Annotated in this window: 16 protein-coding genes; 8 read left to right on the top strand and 8 right to left on the bottom strand. The window is 63.9% G+C overall.

Translation table 11 applies throughout. The annotated features are described in order from the left end of the window. Positions 1 to 807: 807 nt before the first annotated feature. Complete coding sequence (locus NKH60_RS28855) at positions 808 to 1,305, top strand: methyltransferase family protein (RefSeq protein WP_352541068.1); 498 nt, start codon at positions 808 to 810, stop codon at positions 1,303 to 1,305. A gap of 19 nt (positions 1,306 to 1,324) precedes the next feature. On the opposite strand, the gene NKH60_RS28860 is transcribed toward NKH60_RS28855, so the two are convergent. Beyond that, entirely contained in the window at positions 1,325 to 2,077 is a 753-nt protein-coding gene (locus NKH60_RS28860; protein WP_352469808.1) for an SDR family oxidoreductase, read from the bottom strand. Positions 2,078 to 2,198: 121 nt separating this feature from the next. Here NKH60_RS28860 and NKH60_RS28865 point away from each other — a divergent pair, with 121 nt between their 5' ends. Beyond that, positions 2,199 to 2,843, top strand: a complete 645-nt coding sequence (locus NKH60_RS28865; protein WP_352458407.1) for a TetR/AcrR family transcriptional regulator — start codon at positions 2,199 to 2,201, stop codon at positions 2,841 to 2,843. Positions 2,844 to 2,947: 104 nt separating this feature from the next. Here NKH60_RS28865 and NKH60_RS28870 read toward each other — a convergent pair whose 3' ends face one another. After that, positions 2,948 to 3,844 carry a LysR family transcriptional regulator gene (locus NKH60_RS28870; RefSeq protein ID WP_023678345.1) on the bottom strand — a complete coding sequence of 299 codons (897 nt, stop codon included), beginning with the start codon at positions 3,842 to 3,844 and terminating at the stop codon, positions 2,948 to 2,950. 98 nt (positions 3,845 to 3,942) lie between these two features. Then, positions 3,943 to 4,917: a thioredoxin-disulfide reductase gene (trxB, locus tag NKH60_RS28875; protein WP_352469805.1), complete on the bottom strand. Its 975-nt coding sequence runs from the start codon at positions 4,915 to 4,917 to the stop codon at positions 3,943 to 3,945. A 254-nt stretch (positions 4,918 to 5,171) separates the two neighbouring features. Between trxB and NKH60_RS28880 the strand changes: the two genes are divergently transcribed. Continuing rightward, complete coding sequence (locus tag NKH60_RS28880) at positions 5,172 to 5,648, top strand: Lrp/AsnC family transcriptional regulator (protein WP_352469300.1); 477 nt, start codon at positions 5,172 to 5,174, stop codon at positions 5,646 to 5,648. Between the two features lie 325 nt (positions 5,649 to 5,973). On the opposite strand, the gene NKH60_RS28885 is transcribed toward NKH60_RS28880, so the two are convergent. From NKH60_RS28885 to NKH60_RS28895, 3 genes are all read right to left on the bottom strand, one after another. Further along, on the bottom strand, positions 5,974 to 6,549 hold the full coding sequence (locus NKH60_RS28885; RefSeq protein WP_352835639.1) for a D-sedoheptulose-7-phosphate isomerase: 576 nt from the start codon (positions 6,547 to 6,549) through the stop codon (positions 5,974 to 5,976). 7 nt (positions 6,550 to 6,556) lie between these two features. Beyond that, complete coding sequence (gene rfaE1, locus NKH60_RS28890; protein WP_352874279.1) at positions 6,557 to 8,035, bottom strand: D-glycero-beta-D-manno-heptose-7-phosphate kinase; 1,479 nt, start codon at positions 8,033 to 8,035, stop codon at positions 6,557 to 6,559. A gap of 139 nt (positions 8,036 to 8,174) precedes the next feature. Then, positions 8,175 to 8,807, bottom strand: coding sequence for a LysE family translocator (locus NKH60_RS28895; protein WP_352835633.1), 633 nt, complete (start codon positions 8,805 to 8,807; stop codon positions 8,175 to 8,177). Between the two features lie 176 nt (positions 8,808 to 8,983). Here NKH60_RS28895 and rfaD point away from each other — a divergent pair, with 176 nt between their 5' ends. Genes rfaD through waaC form a run of 3 tightly spaced genes read left to right on the top strand, consistent with a single transcriptional unit; the run spans position 8,984 to position 11,888 of the window. Next, the gene (gene rfaD, locus NKH60_RS28900) at positions 8,984 to 9,934 is read left to right on the top strand and encodes an ADP-glyceromanno-heptose 6-epimerase (RefSeq protein ID WP_352819955.1); all 951 of its coding nucleotides are present in this window, start codon (positions 8,984 to 8,986) and stop codon (positions 9,932 to 9,934) included. After that, the gene (gene waaF, locus NKH60_RS28905; RefSeq protein WP_352541062.1) at positions 9,907 to 10,908 is read left to right on the top strand and encodes a lipopolysaccharide heptosyltransferase II; all 1,002 of its coding nucleotides are present in this window, start codon (positions 9,907 to 9,909) and stop codon (positions 10,906 to 10,908) included. Before rfaD ends, waaF begins: the two co-directional genes overlap by 28 nt. Continuing rightward, complete coding sequence (waaC, locus tag NKH60_RS28910) at positions 10,905 to 11,888, top strand: lipopolysaccharide heptosyltransferase I (protein ID WP_352874282.1); 984 nt, start codon at positions 10,905 to 10,907, stop codon at positions 11,886 to 11,888. Before waaF ends, waaC begins: the two co-directional genes overlap by 4 nt. A 207-nt stretch (positions 11,889 to 12,095) precedes the next feature. Here the strand turns inward: waaC and greA are convergent, their stop codons facing one another. Together greA and NKH60_RS28920 are read right to left on the bottom strand one after the other, a co-directional pair. Then, positions 12,096 to 12,569, bottom strand: a complete 474-nt coding sequence (greA, locus tag NKH60_RS28915; protein ID WP_023719113.1) for a transcription elongation factor GreA — start codon at positions 12,567 to 12,569, stop codon at positions 12,096 to 12,098. A 318-nt stretch (positions 12,570 to 12,887) separates the two neighbouring features. Beyond that, positions 12,888 to 13,445, bottom strand: coding sequence for a tetratricopeptide repeat protein (locus tag NKH60_RS28920; RefSeq protein WP_352816115.1), 558 nt, complete (start codon positions 13,443 to 13,445; stop codon positions 12,888 to 12,890). A 236-nt stretch (positions 13,446 to 13,681) separates the two neighbouring features. On the opposite strand from NKH60_RS28920, the gene NKH60_RS28925 reads away from it, so the two are divergent. Continuing rightward, positions 13,682 to 14,107 carry a DUF3775 domain-containing protein gene (locus NKH60_RS28925; RefSeq protein ID WP_023678354.1) on the top strand — a complete coding sequence of 142 codons (426 nt, stop codon included), beginning with the start codon at positions 13,682 to 13,684 and terminating at the stop codon, positions 14,105 to 14,107. Positions 14,108 to 14,219: 112 nt separating this feature from the next. Beyond that, positions 14,220 to 15,152 (top strand): extensin-like domain-containing protein, encoded by a 933-nt coding sequence (locus NKH60_RS28930; RefSeq protein WP_352835626.1) that lies wholly within the window; start codon positions 14,220 to 14,222, stop codon positions 15,150 to 15,152. The last annotated feature ends 37 nt before the right edge of the window (positions 15,153 to 15,189 follow it).

Here is a 15,189-nt window from a genome sequence, read left to right on the forward strand (position 1 = left end):
GGGCGCCGCCGTTGTTGTCTTAAAAGCCCCCGCCCTGGGGTTTGGTGGGGCCCGGCGTGGGGGGGCGCCAACGGGCCGGTCCCGCCGCATGCTTGCCGCCGGTGTTTTGGCGGAGGAAGGTTCGGACGCGGTAGCTGCCTGAGCCCGGGTCGTCCGAGTGATGCCCCCATCCCCCGGACGAGCCACACCGCGTCCTATGCTCTGCTTAATCGATTTGGCGCGCCCGCGGCATGTTACCCGAGGTTACATGTCACTGTTACGCGACCGTTCCGGCCGATTTTCTGGCGATGTGTTGGTTTCGGGCAACAAAAAAGCCGGATCAATGAAGACCCGGCTGAGTTTGATTGGAAGTGCCTGTTAAGGCTAACCTCCAGAGGGGAACACTCGAGAGCGCTAATGGGAGGAGAACGCGCTCAGGAGATGATCTATATATGTGCTCTTCATGCCCAAGAAACAAGCATCTATTTTGCAACACTCACATGCAAAAAGGCGCCGGCTGTGGTCTAATCCGTCCCGAAGCGCAATAGGACCAGTTGAATCGCTGAAATACAGCCTGCGGCAAGGCAAAAATCGATCCGCGGCCGCGAATCAGCAGCGATTCCTGCTCGGAAAGTCGAAAAACGCAGGATGACGTGGAATCGTGCAGCACGCGTTTGTTTTTTCGGCAGCCAGACCTTGCTGGTGCATGCCGCCCAAACGCCCGCCATCGAGCTTGACCTGAGGTGCGGCGGCTTGGGTTACGTGCCGGACAAGACCTGAAGCGCGTTGCAGGAGACCGTTCAAGGCCGCGCCCGTAAGGAGAGCTATATGCGAGCCACTTCGGCGATCGCCGGCAGCGTCATCTTTCTTGCTGTAGCGCCCGGCGTGGTCGCCGGACTGTTGCCTTGGCTGCTGACCGATCGCTATCGCCTGCCCTGGTCGAGACTGCCCGGTTTCGTTCCTGTGGGCTGGCTGCTGGTTGTCGCCGGCACAGCCATACTGCTGCACGCCTTTGCCCGGTTTGCCCTGGAGGGTCGGGGTACGCCCGCCCCGGTCGCGCCGACCGAGAGGCTGGTCGTCGGCGGCATCTACCGCCATGTCCGCAATCCGATGTACGTCGCCGTGCTGTCGATCGTCCTCGGCCAGGCACTGCTGTTTTCGAGCTGGACGGTCGCCGCCTATCTAGTCATCGCCGCGGCCGCCATGATCTCCTTTGTGAGACTATACGAGGAACCGACGCTTGCCCGCCGCTACGGTGACGAATACGAGGCCTACCGCCGTGCCGTACCAGGCTGGCTGCCCCGCCTGACACCTTGGCGCGGCTGACGCAGGCTCCAACGCTGCGTCACCACGGCAGCGGGCCGTCCTCGTTCGAGAACGTGCCCGTCGGACCGTTCGCGTCGAGAAGCGCGAGGCGCACGGGCTCCCGCGCGGCCTGTTCGACTGTGCGCGGACCTTCGAAGTTGTTGAGCTCCGTCGCGGTGTAGCCCGGGCACGCAGCGTTGACCTTGATGCCGGTCTCCTCGAGCTCGATGGCGAAGGCGAGCGTCATCGCGTTGACGGCCGTCTTCGACGGGTTGTAGACGGCGCCAAACGACGTGCGGTACGGAAAGGCCGGATCCGCGTTCAATGTCAGCGAGCCGGCGCCGCTCGATACGTTGACGATACGCGCCGCCGGCGCCTCACGAAGGAGCCGCAGCATCGCTTGCGTGACGGCGACGATGCCAAACACGTTCGTCTCGAATACGGCGCGTACGTCGTCGAGGGAGGCAATGCTCGGGCGGCCCGAATTGATGATCTCCTCGAGCGGCCTGCCCGGCTTTCCCGCATGGGAGATGCCGGCATTGTTCACCAGCACGTCGAGGCGGCCGAGTTCGATGCGGATGCGCTCTGCCGCGGCGGCGATCGACGCCTGATCGGTGACGTCGAGCTGCAGGGCGTGGGCATCCTCTCCGATGCTATTTGCGGCTGCCTCGGCATGCTCGAGCCTGCGCGATCCTACGAGCACGGTAAGGCCGTTCGCCGCGAGGTCCTTGGCGATCTGAAGACCGATGCCCTTGTTGGCCCCGGTGACCAGGGCGACGGGTTTGTCCTGCATGGTAATCTCCTTTTGTGCACCGATGTGTGGCCAACACCGCTTTGCCGTGCTAGATACAAGTCAAACGGAACCACGTTCCACATATATCCGGAACAAGGTTCCGTTTGCAAGAGGTAATTTGATGGGCGAAAAAACGCCGAACGGCAAAACGGATCAAGGCGATGGTCTGGAACCCCGCGACCGCGCGGATCGCCACGTGCGCGCCGACGCACGGCGCAACATCGACGCGTTGCTCCGGGCGGCCATGGCGGTGTTCGCGACCTCCGGCGTGGAGGCTCCGGTGCGAGAGATCGCGGAAAAGGCTGGCGTCGGCGTCGGCACCGTCTACCGCCATTTTCCACAGCGCTCGGACCTGATCGTGGCCGTCTTCCGCAACGAGGTTGACGCCTGTGCGGACGCCGCGCCGATCCTGGCCGGAAAGCATGAGCCCGGTGAAGCGCTGGCCCTGTGGATGCAGCGCTATGTGGATTTCATCACGGCAAAACGCGGCCTCGCGGCAGCCTTGTACTCAGGCAATCCGGCATTCGACACTTTGCCTGCCTATTTCAACCAACGGCTCCGGCCCGCGCTTCAAACATTGCTGGAGGCGGCGGCCGCGGCCGGCGAGGTGCGCGCCGATATCGAGCCGGGCGACCTGTTGGGCGCGGCCGCCAGCCTTGCCATGCCGGCACATGGCGGCGGCCCTGCCCAGGCGCGGCGCATGGTTGCCCTGCTGGTCGACGGTTTGCGCTACGGCGCCAGCACGCTGGCGGATACGCGTTCCTAAAGCGCGTTGCGTTCGACCGACCTGATGCGACGCGCTTTAGGTTCTTGTTTGATGCATGTCCTTATCGCAAAACCGCTGCACGCTTTTGCGCGACATGCATTAAATCAGAACGACCAGCTGCGCGCCTTGGCGATGATGAAATCGCGGAAGACATGCAGCTTCGCCTGGTTCTTCATCGCATCGGGATAGGCGAAATAGGTATCGAAGGACGGCACTTCGGTCTCGGGCAGCAACTGCACCAGTCCGGAATCCTTGCTGACCACGTAATCCGGCAGCATGGCGATGCCGGCGCCGCCCTGCACCGCCCGCTTGATCGACAATATGTCGTTGATCTGCAGCGTCGGCACCCTTTGCCCGCCTTCGAAATCGCCGACCGTCTCCAGCCAGTTCAGTTCCGACAGATGCGCCGGCACCGGCACGCCGAAGGTGACGATGCGATGGGTTTTCAGCTCGGCGATCGAATTCGGCTTGCCATATTTGTTTACATAGGATGGCGCCGCGTAGAGATGGAAATGCACGGTGAACAGGCGGCGCTGGATGAGGTCCGGCTGCTGCGGCTGGCGCAGCCGGATGGCGCAGTCGGCCTGGCGCATCGTGAGATCGAGCTCCTCATTGGCCAGGATGAGCTGCAGGCTGACCTCGGGATAGAGCTCGATGAATTCCTGCACGCGCTCTGTCAGCCAGCCAGCGCCGAGGCCGACCGTGGTCGTCACCCTGAGCACGCCGGAGGGCCGGTCCTTGGTTTCGGTCAGTCGCGACTTGATGGTTTCGAGCTTCATCAGCACGTCGTGCGCCGTGCGGAACAGCATCTCGCCCTGCTCGGTCAGCACCAGGCCGCGGGCATGGCGATTGAACAGCGGCACGCCGACGTCATGCTCGAGCGCGCTGACCTGCCGCGAGATCGCCGATTGCGACAAATGCAGTGTTTCCGCGGCATGGGTGAACGACCCCGCTTCCGCCGCGGCGTGAAACACGCGTAGCTTGTCCCAATCCAACGCCATGATTTCCCCTCGTCCTGTTTTCTGGCGTCCGCCTGTTTTCGGCGTCTGAATGAAAAATCAGGCTTTTGCGCGGCTTTTCTCAGCCGCTTATCGAACAATCACTCCGCCGCTTCGCGGTGAACCTCGATCCCCGCCAGATATTTTTCCGCCTCGAGCGCGGCCATGCAGCCGAGACCGGCCGCCGTCACCGCCTGGCGGTAGATGTCGTCGGTCACGTCGCCGGCGGCGAACACACCCGGCATATCGGTGCGGGTCGAATCCGGCGCCGTCCACAGATAGCCGTTCGGCTTCTGCTTCAGCTTGCCGGCAAACAGCTCGACCGCCGGCGCGTGGCCGATCGCCACGAACACGCCGTCGACCACCAGATGCATCTCCTGCCCGGTCACCACGTTGCGCAGCTTCAGCCCTTCGACCGACGGCGGCAGCGGCGCCTTGCCGGGCCTGCCGGTGATCTCGTCGACCACCGTGTCCCAGATGATGCGGACATTGTCTTTCCGCAGCAGCCGCTCGCGCAGGATGCGCTCGGCGCGGAAATCGCTGCGCCTGTGGATGACGGTGACGCTCTTGGCCAGGTTGGAGAGATAGAGCGCTTCCTCCACCGCCGAATTGCCGCCGCCGATCACCGCGACATCCTTGCCGCGGTAGAAGAAGCCGTCGCAGGTGGCGCAGGCCGAGACGCCAAAACCCATGAAGGTGTGTTCGCTCGGGATGCCCAGCCATTTCGCCTGGGCTCCGGTGGCGATGATCAGCGCGTCGGCGGTATAGATCGTGCCGGAATCGCCCTTGGCGCGGAACGGCCGCACGTTGAGGTCGACCTCGGTGATGATGTCGTTGACGATGTCGGTGCCGACATGCTCGGCCTGCCTGAGCATCTCGCTCATCAGCCATGGACCCTGGATCGGTTCGGCGAAGCCCGGATAGTTTTCGACATCGGTGGTGATCATCAGTTGCCCGCCCTGCTGCAGGCCGGCGACCAGCATCGGCTTGAGCATGGCGCGGGCGGCATAGATCGCCGCCGTATAGCCGGCGGGGCCGGAGCCGATGATGAGAACAGGCGCGTGCTTGGTGATCATGAAAAACCTCTGCGGGGAGCAGCCATGGATTGTGGCATGAACTCTCGTCGATTGTTGCGCGTAATGTAAGTGTTGCCTGCGATGCCAGCAAGGCAAGTTGCCGTTCGTCCCCGGAAAGCTTCGGCGCCGGCGACGGCGACAAGCAACCCGCAGCAAGATGTGCGAAAATCCTCGATCCAGCGGATGGAATAGACAGCAAAGTCGTTTAATTACAAAGTCGCGAAAGATTCTTTCGCGTCACCACGGAAGCCACCATGCCGATCAAGGCCGATCTCGATGCCATCGACTGGAAGATCCTGCGCGAGCTTCAGCAGGACGGACGCATGACCAATGTCGAACTGTCGGGCCGCGTCGGCATTTCGGCGCCGCCGTGCCTGCGCCGCGTCAGGCGGCTGGAAGAGGCCGGCATCATTCGCGGCTACCGCGCTTTGCTCAACGCTCCGGCGCTCGGCCTCGACGTCGTCGCCTTCTGTCTGATCGGCCTGCATCACCAGGCCGACGCCGAACTCAAGACCTTCGCCGAGCGCACTCGTGGCTGGCCGATCGTGCGCGACGCCTGGATGGTGTCGGGCGAGTCCGATTTCCTGCTGCATTGTGTGGCGAGCGATCTCGGCACCTTCCAGACCTTCGTCATCGAGGAACTGGCCTCGGCCCCCAATGTCGACACGGTGCGAACCGCGCTGACCATCCGCCGGGTCAAGGATGAAGGGCTGGTGGCGTTTTCGGCTTAAGAAAGCAGGCAACGCGGCTGCGAAACAAAAACCCGGAAACAAAAAACCCGCCTCGGCGGGCGGGATCGTCGGTGGAAATCATCACTATACCCAAATTAATAGCATAGCTGCCGGCACAAAGCAAGAACAAAATTGCCTTCAGCGTTGAAGATTGGCTTCATTCCAGCTTGGGTTCCTCGCCCCACGAAAGTGGGGAGAGGTGTCTCGGCGAAGCCGAGACGGCGAGGGGAACCGCGCCCTACGAAGCGCCCTCTCCGGCCGCTTCGCGGCCACCTCTCCCCCGCTTCGCGGAGGGCGAGGAACCCAGGTCCTGAGAGTTCGAGGATCACCCTGCGTCGCAGAGGCGCGTTTCGACCATTTCGCACAAATGGTGGTAGAGGCACAAATGCCCCTGCTGGATGATCGGCGTCGAGGTCGAGGGTACGTTGAGCAGGATGTCCGAGAGCGGCTTCAGCTTGCCGCCGGTGTCGCCGGTCAGGCTGATCACCGTCATGCCCATCATGCGCGCCTGCTCTGCGGCGGCGAGGATGCTTGGCGAATTGCCGCTGGTCGAGATGGCGAGCAGCACGGCGCCCGCCGAACCATGCGCCTCGACCTGGCGCGCAAACACCGTGTCGAAGCCGTAATCATTGCCCCAGGCGGTCAGCACCGCCGCGTTGGCCGGCAGCGCGATGACGTTATAGGCCTTGCGCTCCCTGAGGAAGCGGCCGACCAGCTCGCCGGCGATATGGATGGCGTCGCTGGCCGAACCCCCATTGCCTGCTATCAGCAGCGCCTTGCCCTGCGAAAGCGCGGCGACGACGGCGCTGACCGCCCGCTCCATCTCGCTGGTCAGGTCGCGCTCGACCATCGCCGAAATCGCGGCCGCCGAGCGGGCCAGGTAATCGTTCAGTTCGGACATGAAACCCTCAGTTCCCGGCGCGCAATCTGCCGATAGTGCCGGTCGTGCTCTTGCCGGCGACGAGGTCGACCAGCACGACGCGCCCGCCGGCCTTCTGCACGACATCGGCGCCAACCACCTGATCGACCGTATAGTCGGCGCCCTTGACCAGTATGTCGGGGCTCAGCGCCTCGATCAGCGAAAGCGGCGTATCCTCCTCGAAGATGACGACGGCGTCGACCGAGGCAAGTGCTGCCAGCACGCAGGCCCGGTCATGCTGGTCGTTGACCGGGCGCCCCGGCCCTTTCAGCCGGCGCACCGAGGCATCGCTGTTGAGGCCGAGCACCAGCCGGTCGCACTGGCTGCGCGCCGCATGCAACAGGCTGACATGGCCGGCATGCAGGATATCGAAACAGCCATTGGTGAAGCCGACGCTCAAGCCCTCGTCTTTCCAGCCCGCCACCAGCCGCGCGGCGGCGGCGGCATCGAGGACCGCATCCAGGTGGGCGACCGGACCGTGCGAGCGAAACAGCGCACCGGTGAGTTCCTCGATCGTCAGCCGCGCCGTGCCGCGCTTGCCGACGACAACACCGCCGGCGGCGTTGGCGATCGATCCGGCCATGACACGATCAGCCCCTGCTGCAAGAGCCAGCGCGAAGGTCGCGATTACCGTGTCGCCGGCGCCCGAAACGTCGAACACTTCGCGCGCCTGCGTGGCGATATGGCGGGCGTCGTCCGCACCGATGACGCTCATGCCCTTTTCGCTGCGCGTCGCGACGACAAAATCGAAACCGTGCGCCGAAATCAGCTGGCGTGCCGCCGCCTCGATTTCGTCGTCGGCAAACACTGCGCGGCCGACCGCCTCGCCGAGTTCCTTGCGGTTGGGCGTGATTGCCGTCGCGCCGGCATAACGCGCATAGTCGCGGCCCTTCGGATCGACCAGCACCGGCTTGCCCGCTTGCCGGCAGATCGAGATCAGCTCGCCGGCGGCGCCGTCGAGCAGCACGCCCTTGCCATAGTCGGACAGGATGACGATGTCGGCGCGCGCCAGCGCTTCGCGAAAATGCCCGACCAATGTCGCGCGCTCGGCATCGCCCAGCGGCTTGATTTCCTCTTCGTCGAAACGCAGCACCTGCTGGTTGAGCGCGCTGAAGCGGCTCTTGGACGACGTCATGCGATCGGCATCCTGCGCCAGCCCGCCGGTGTCGACGCCAAATTCGCCGATCATCCGCATGAGGTTCTTGCCGGCCTCGTCAGCGCCGATCACCGAGACCGGTATGACGGCAGCGCCGAGCGAAACGATGTTGGCGACGACATTGCCGGCGCCGCCCATCGCCAGCGTTTCGCCGCGCCCGTGCAGCACGGGGATCGGCGCTTCCGGCGAAATGCGCTCGATCACGCCGTTGACGAAACGGTCGAGGATGAAATCGCCGACCACCAGCACGGTGGCGCCGCCGAAGCGCGAAATGGCGCGGTGAAGGGGTTCGGGAGAGGGCAGCTTGATCATGTCAACGCGTGGGAGAGCCGATTTTCAGTGACGGGGGATTCGATTGGCAGGGCCGGCCGTTCATGGCGATGCCGATATACCGCAATTTCAGCCGACGCAACGGCAGGCCTTCGACCGATCGCGGCGGCGCGATAATGCGTCAGCTTTTCTGCAACGCGACATGCACGCCCAGTCCGACAAGCACCGCACCGCCGGCGCGCCGCATCAGGCGCTGCGCGCGGCTCGACTGCCGCAGCCTGGCGATCACCGCGCCGGCCAGCACCACGCAAACAATGTCGGCCGACGAGAACATCAAATTGACGATTGTTCCAAGCACGACGAACTGCAGCCAGACCGGAAACGCTGCCGAGGCATCGATGAATTGCGGCAGGAACGCCATGAAGAAAATCGCCGTTTTTGGGTTGAGCACCTCGACGGCAACGCTCTCGAAAAAGGCGCGGCGGGCGGATTTCGGCTGAATTCCCGGCAAGACAACCTCGCCTTGCGCCTTGGCGCGAAACAGCGAAACACCGAGCCAGACCAGATACAGCGCACCGACCAGCTTGACCGCCATGTAAAGCACCGGCACGGCATGGAAAAGCACCGACAGGCCGACGGCGGCGGCGAAGACATGAACGTAGCCGCCAAGATGGATGCCGAGCGCCGCCATCAGCCCGGACCAGCGGCCGCGCGCCATGGTTTGCGCGGCGGCATAGAGCATGGCGGGGCCGGGGATATAGGCGAAGATCGCCGTGGTGGCGAAAAAGGCGACAAGCAGTTCGGTTGACGGCATTACCTTGCTCCTGTCGCCGATCGGCCGGCACGCCGACTGAAACGTGACCTTTGCGGCGCCACTATGGCGCTCATCCGGCCGCCCCGCCACCTGCTTTGTCGACAGCCCGGCCCGCCTCCCCTATAAGGCCAGAATCCCACAAGGGCTACAACCGGCACAAGGTACCAGAGGCTTTCATGATCATCGTCACGGGCGGCGCCGGCATGATCGGTTCCAACATCGTCGCCGCGCTCAACGCCGAGGGTTTCAGCGACATCCTCGTCGTCGACGACCTCACCGACGGCCACAAGATCGCAAACCTCGCCGATCTCGAGATCGCCGACTATCTCGACAAGGACGATTTTCTGGCGCGGATGGAGGCCGGTGACCTCGGCCGCATCGAGGCCGTCTTCCACCAGGGCGCCTGCTCGACCACCACCGAATGGAACGGCAAGTTCATGATGGAGGTCAACTACGCCTATTCGAAGCGCCTGCTGCACGCCTGCCTGGCCCTGCGCTTGCCCTTCCTCTATGCCTCGTCCGCTTCGGTCTATGGCAGCGGCGCCGAGTTCCGCGAGGAGCCGCAATGCGAACGGCCGCTGAACGTCTATGCCTATTCGAAAAAACTGTTCGACGACTATGTCCGCCGCACCGTTTTCGATACCGATCACTCGCCGGTCGCGGGCCTGCGTTATTTCAACGTCTATGGACCGCGCGAGGCGCATAAGGGCGCCATGGCCTCTGTCGCCTTCCATCTGTTCAACCAGGTCGAGCAAGGGCAGAATCCCAAGCTGTTCGGCGCCTATGGCGGTTTCGGGCCCGGCGAGCAGAGCCGCGACTTCATCCATGTCGGCGATGTCGCCGACGTCAACCTGTGGCTGTGGAAACGCGGTTCCAGCGGCATCTTCAACTGCGGCACCGGCAAGGCCCAGCCGTTCCGCGCCATTGCCGAAACGGTGATCGATACGCTCGGCAAGGGCCAGATCGAATTCATCGAGTTTCCCGACCACCTCAAGGGCAGCTACCAGAGCTTTACGCAAGCTGATATGTCCCGCCTGCGCGCAGCCGGTTACAATGGCCAGTTCCGCACAGTGGAAACCGGCGTCAGAGACTATGTCGAATGGCTGAAAGCCCAACGATCCTCGTGATCGGCCCACGCTGGGTGGGCGACATGGTGATGGCGCAGTGCCTGTTCCAGGCGCTGAGGGAGCTTCATCCGGATGCCGCCATCGACGTGCTGGCGCCGGCCTGGGCAGCACCGCTGGTCAAGCGCATGCCCGAAATCCGCCAGCAGATCGACCTGCCGCTGCAATCCGGCGCGTTCGAATTCCGCGTCCGAAGGCGCTTCGGCCGCCTGCTGCGCGGCCGCTACGACATGGCCTTTGTCCTGCCGGGAAGCTGGAAATCGGCGCTGATCCCGTTCTTTGCCGGCATTCCGCGCCGCGTCGGCCATCTCAGGGAAATGCGCTACGGGCTGCTGACCGACATCGTGCCCTTGCCCGATCGCCTGAAACGGCGCACCGCGCAGGCCTATTTCAGCCTTGCCCGCGGCGGCGCCTTCCAGACTCCAAAGCTTGCCGTCGATCAAGCCAGCCAGGCGGCGCTGCTCGGCCGTTTCGGGCTGACAGCGGGGAAATTCGTGGCACTCATGCCCGGGGCCGAATTCGGTCCGGCCAAGCGCTGGCCGAGCGAACACTATGCCGGGCTCGCCCGCGAGATGATGGCGAAAGGGTTTGGCGTGGCACTGTTCGGATCGAAGAACGACGCTGGGGTGACGGCGGAAATCGCCGCGCTGGCTCCGGGCGCCGTCGATCTTGCCGGCCAGACGCGGCTCGAGGATGCCATCGACCTGATCGCCGCGGCGAGGCTTGCCGTCTCCAACGACAGCGGGCTGATGCATGTCGCCGCCGCCGTCGGCACGCCGGTCGTCGCCGTCTACGGCTCGACCTCGCCTGAGAACACGCCGCCGCTCGCCGAGCGCCGCGAACTGGTCTGGCTCGGCCTGTCCTGTTCGCCCTGCCACAAGAAGACCTGCCCACTCGGTCATCTCAACTGCCTGAAGACGCTGGAGGTCGAACGCGTCGTGGCGGCGGCGGAGCGGCTGCTGCCGGCCGCCGCATGAAAGTGCTGATCATCAAGACATCGTCCATGGGCGACGTCATCCACACTTTCCCGGCGATCGAGGACGCGCGCCACGCTCGGCCGGATATCTCCTTCGACTGGTGTGTCGAAGAGGCATTTGCCGGCATTGTGGCGCTGCATCCAGCCATCCAAACCATCCACAGCGTGGCGATCCGGCGCTGGCGCAGGAAGCTGCTCGAGCCCGGCACATGGCGGGAAGTGATCGGCTTGCGCCGCGCCTTGCGCGATTGCCGCTACGACCTCGTTCTCGATGCGCAAGGCTTGCTGAAATCGGCGCTGGTGGCGCGGCTGGCGGCAGCCCCGATCGCCGGCTTCAATCGGTCGAGCGCCCGCGAGCCGTCGGCGATCTTGTTCTACGACCACCGGTATCCCGTGCCGCGCGGCCTGCATGCCATCGAGCGCACGAGACGGCTGTTCGGGCTGGCGCTCGGCTACGAGCCGGATTTTTCCCGGCTTGACTCGGGCATCGCGCCGCCGGCCGGAAGATCCATTCTTGTCGGTGAAAAGACCGCCTTCCTGCTGCATGGCACCAGCCGCGAGGACAAGAAATGGCCGGTCGCGGACTGGATCGAAACCGCCCGTCTGCTGGTGGACAAGGGGATGACGCCGGTCACCACCTGGTCGAACGATCGGGAACAGGCGGCTGCCGAAGCGATCGCCGGCGCCGTTTCGCAAACCGTGGTGGTCGCCAGGTCGCCGCTAGCCGAGATCGCCGCTGTCATCGGCGGCTCGACGCTGGTCATCGGCGCCGACACCGGCCTGACCCATCTCGCCAGCGCTTTCGGCCTGCCGACGGTGGCGATATTCCTCGCTACCGAGCCCGGCCTGACCGGCCCGCGCGGACCATTCTCATCGACGCTGCTGGCCAGGCCCGGTCACAGTGTCACGCCGCCGGAGGTGATGGCGGAAGCCGAGAGGCTTGTGGAGCGCCAGACGCTTGGTCAGGCCGGTGACCGCTGATTTGCTCAATCAATTCAATCGGAAAGGTCAGCGCTGCCCCTTCCCTTCTCCCCTTGTGGGAGAAGGTGGATCGGCGCGAAGCGCCGAGACGGATGAGGGGTGTTGGACGGAGTGCGGAGGGAGCCAAGCTGGAACACCCCTCATCCGACCTCGCTTCGCGAGGCCACCTTCTCCCACAGGGGGAGAAGGCAGAGCAGCGCCAATCCCCTAGATAAATTGCACCTGGACGATCTCGTAGCCCCTGGCGCCGCCCGGTGCGTTGACCTCGATGGCGTCGCCGACTTCCTTGCCAATCAGGGCGCGCGCGATCGGCGAGGAGATCGAGATGCGGCCGGATTTCACGTCCGCTTCCTGGTCGCCGACGATCTGGTAGGTCTTTTTCTCCTCGGTATCCTCGTCGACCAGCACCACGGTGGCGCCGAATTTGACCTTGTCGCCGCTGAGCTTGGTGACATCGATCACCTCGGCCCGCGCGATCAGGTCCTCGAGCTCGTTGACCCGGCCCTCATTGAGGCTCTGTGCCTCTTTTGCCGCGTGATATTCGGCATTTTCGGAGAGGTCGCCATGCGAGCGCGCTTCGGAAATCGCCTCGATGATACGCGGCCGCTCCTGTTGCTGGCGCCAGCGCAGTTCTTCCTTCAATGACGCGAACCCCTCGCCTGTCATCGGGACCTTGTTCATAATGCCTGACCTTTCCTGCCGCCGCCCCCGCAATCGGGAGCGACCTTGTCGATGGTACAAAAAGAAAACGGTCCGGCAGCCTCGCTAACGGAACCGTCTCACCACAATCTTGCAAGATATAGCAATCTTCGCGGGTTTTTCACGTCCAAAAAGTCGGTTTTTGAAAAATCATCCACCGATTGCGCGGCTGACCTAACGTCAAGGAGCGCATCACGTGTACCGTGATGCCAAATTCCAGTTCGGAGCAGCATGTGAGCACAGCAAAAAACCGGCTGCGATCGCTCGCAGCCGGTTATGAGCAGCGTTCCGGAAGGCGGATCAGCTCCTCATGAAGTGATCGATCTGCTCCGACAGCATGCCGTATTCGCGAGACCCCTTGCCCGTGCGCTTCTCGATCTCGCGGAGCTGTTCCTGGGCGCCGGCAAGATCGCCGATCTGCAGGTGCGCCTCGCCGAGATATTCGCGCACCAGCGTGTAATTCGGGTCCATGCGCAGCGCTTCCTCGTAATAGCCGAGGCCGACGGTGACGCGGCCGGAATGGCGGTGCGAATAGCCGAGATAGTTGAGGATGCGCGGGTCCTGCTTGTTGGCGGCGAGGCTGAGCACGGCGATCGCCTCGTCGTAGCGTCCATCCATCGCCAGCGCGCGACCGGCATCATAGATGCTGTCGTCATCCAACATGCCTTGCTTCGGCGAGACACATTTCTTCTGCTTCTTGTCCCAGGCCTGCCCCTTCTTGCACTGGCTCTGGCCGCCGCCGCCATTGCCGCCGCCGCCGCCACCACCTCCCCCGCCTTCACCAGCCGAAAACGCCGGAGCCGCAATCAGCGGCAGGGCGGCAATGGCCATGGCGTAAATCAGCAATCGTCTGCGCATTACACTCTCCTTTGAACCTGACAATGCAACACTAACGCCGGGCCGAAGCCGTTTCGTCCCCGGAAAATGCCATCCTATCTCAAAACCGCGATCTCTCCCAGCAAGGCCATCTTATCCCGGGAAGAGAGGGCATCGGAAATCATGCTCACGATCAACGCCGCCGCGCAAGATAACGTGACGAGCGCTGCAAATCCGCTATCATCGGGCCGACCGAGCACGAAGCAGGGAGACGGCCGGTGCAGCAACGCGTTGAACGAGACTGGGAGCTTTCGATCGGTCCCGACACCGTGCGCCTGTTCATCCTGAAGGCGAAGGCGCTCAGCGCCGCCGTCAACGAAGACTATGCCGACGGCGCCGAGCACGAGGTAGAGCTCGACGGCAACGCGCACGACAACCACCATCATGACGGCCTTGCCGAGGAAAGCTCCGAAGATCTCACCGAAGAAGAATTGCGCGAGCTGATCGACGATCTCAATGTCGACGAAGCGGCCGAACTGATTGCGTTGGCCTGGGTCGGCCGCGGCGACTATGACGCGACGGAATGGACGGACGCGCTGTCCGCCGCCCGCGAGCGCGCCAACAAGCGCACGGCAAAATATCTGCTCGGCATGCCGCTGCTGGCGGACTGGCTCGAGGAAGGCCTGGAGGCGATCGGCGCGTGACGGCGCGGTTACCGATTGTGATCGCCTCGAACCTTCGTCCAAGGCAACTTCCCTGCATTCTGGCCGTTGCGAGCTGATGGCGGCGTTTGGTTTTTCCGGATTGTGCAGACTGATGCTCGCCGTTGCGGCGGCGTCGCTGCTGGCGGGACCTGCATTAGCCAAGGCGCCCGAACTACCGCAAACCGCACCGGTTCCCCAGCCCAACCGGGAAGCCACTTCGCCATCGCCAACCGAGATCCCGGTCCCCGAACCACGCCCCGCTCCGGAGGCTGAGCAGCCCAAAAACGGTCAGCCTCAAAACGATCAGCCCCAAAATGGCCAGTCCAAGACCGAGCAGCCGGAGCCACCGGCGATCGCACCGCAGCCGCCTGAAAAGCCGGCGCAGGCCGAGCCGCCGGCAAACCCATCGGTCGCGCCACCAAACCCCGCCGAGGCAGACGAGAAGGCGGAGCAAAAAATCCTTCCAGATCCTCGATCGGTCGCCATTGCCGGGAAAGAAATGCCGCCGGAGGAGTTGGCCTGCCGCAGGCGGCTGAAGTCGATGGGCGTCGATTTCGAGGAGCGCAAGCCCGAGCATGATACGGCGGTCGGTTGCTCGATCCCCTACCCGATCGTGCTGAAGACGCTCGGCAAATCCATCGCCATCGGCCCGGACCCAGAGCTCAATTGCCAGATGGCGGAAGCGGCCGCACGCTTTGCTGCTTCGGTCATCCAGCCTGCGGCAAAGGCCGAGTTCGGCATGGATATCAAATCGATCGGCCAGGCCTCCGCCTTCGTCTGCCGGCCGCGCCACGCCGGCGGCAAACTGTCGGAGCACGCCTTCGGCAACGCGCTCGACATCGCCAGCTTCACGCTTTCCGACGGCAAGGAGATCGATGTCGGGCCAACGCCGCCGGAAAAGGACGCGAAATTCCTGGACACAGTGCGCAAGGCGGCCTGCGGGCCGTTCAAGACCGTGCTTGGTCCCGGCAGCGATGCCGATCATTCGCTGCATCTCCATTTCGATCTCGAGCCGCGCCGCAATGGCGGCACGTTTTGCCAATGACGCCGGCCGCCGGTACTGGGCGCCGCAATTTGGCCGC

Source organism: Mesorhizobium sp. M1006, assembly GCF_040318825.1.
In the GTDB taxonomy this organism is placed as follows: Bacteria; Pseudomonadota; Alphaproteobacteria; order Rhizobiales; family Rhizobiaceae; genus Mesorhizobium.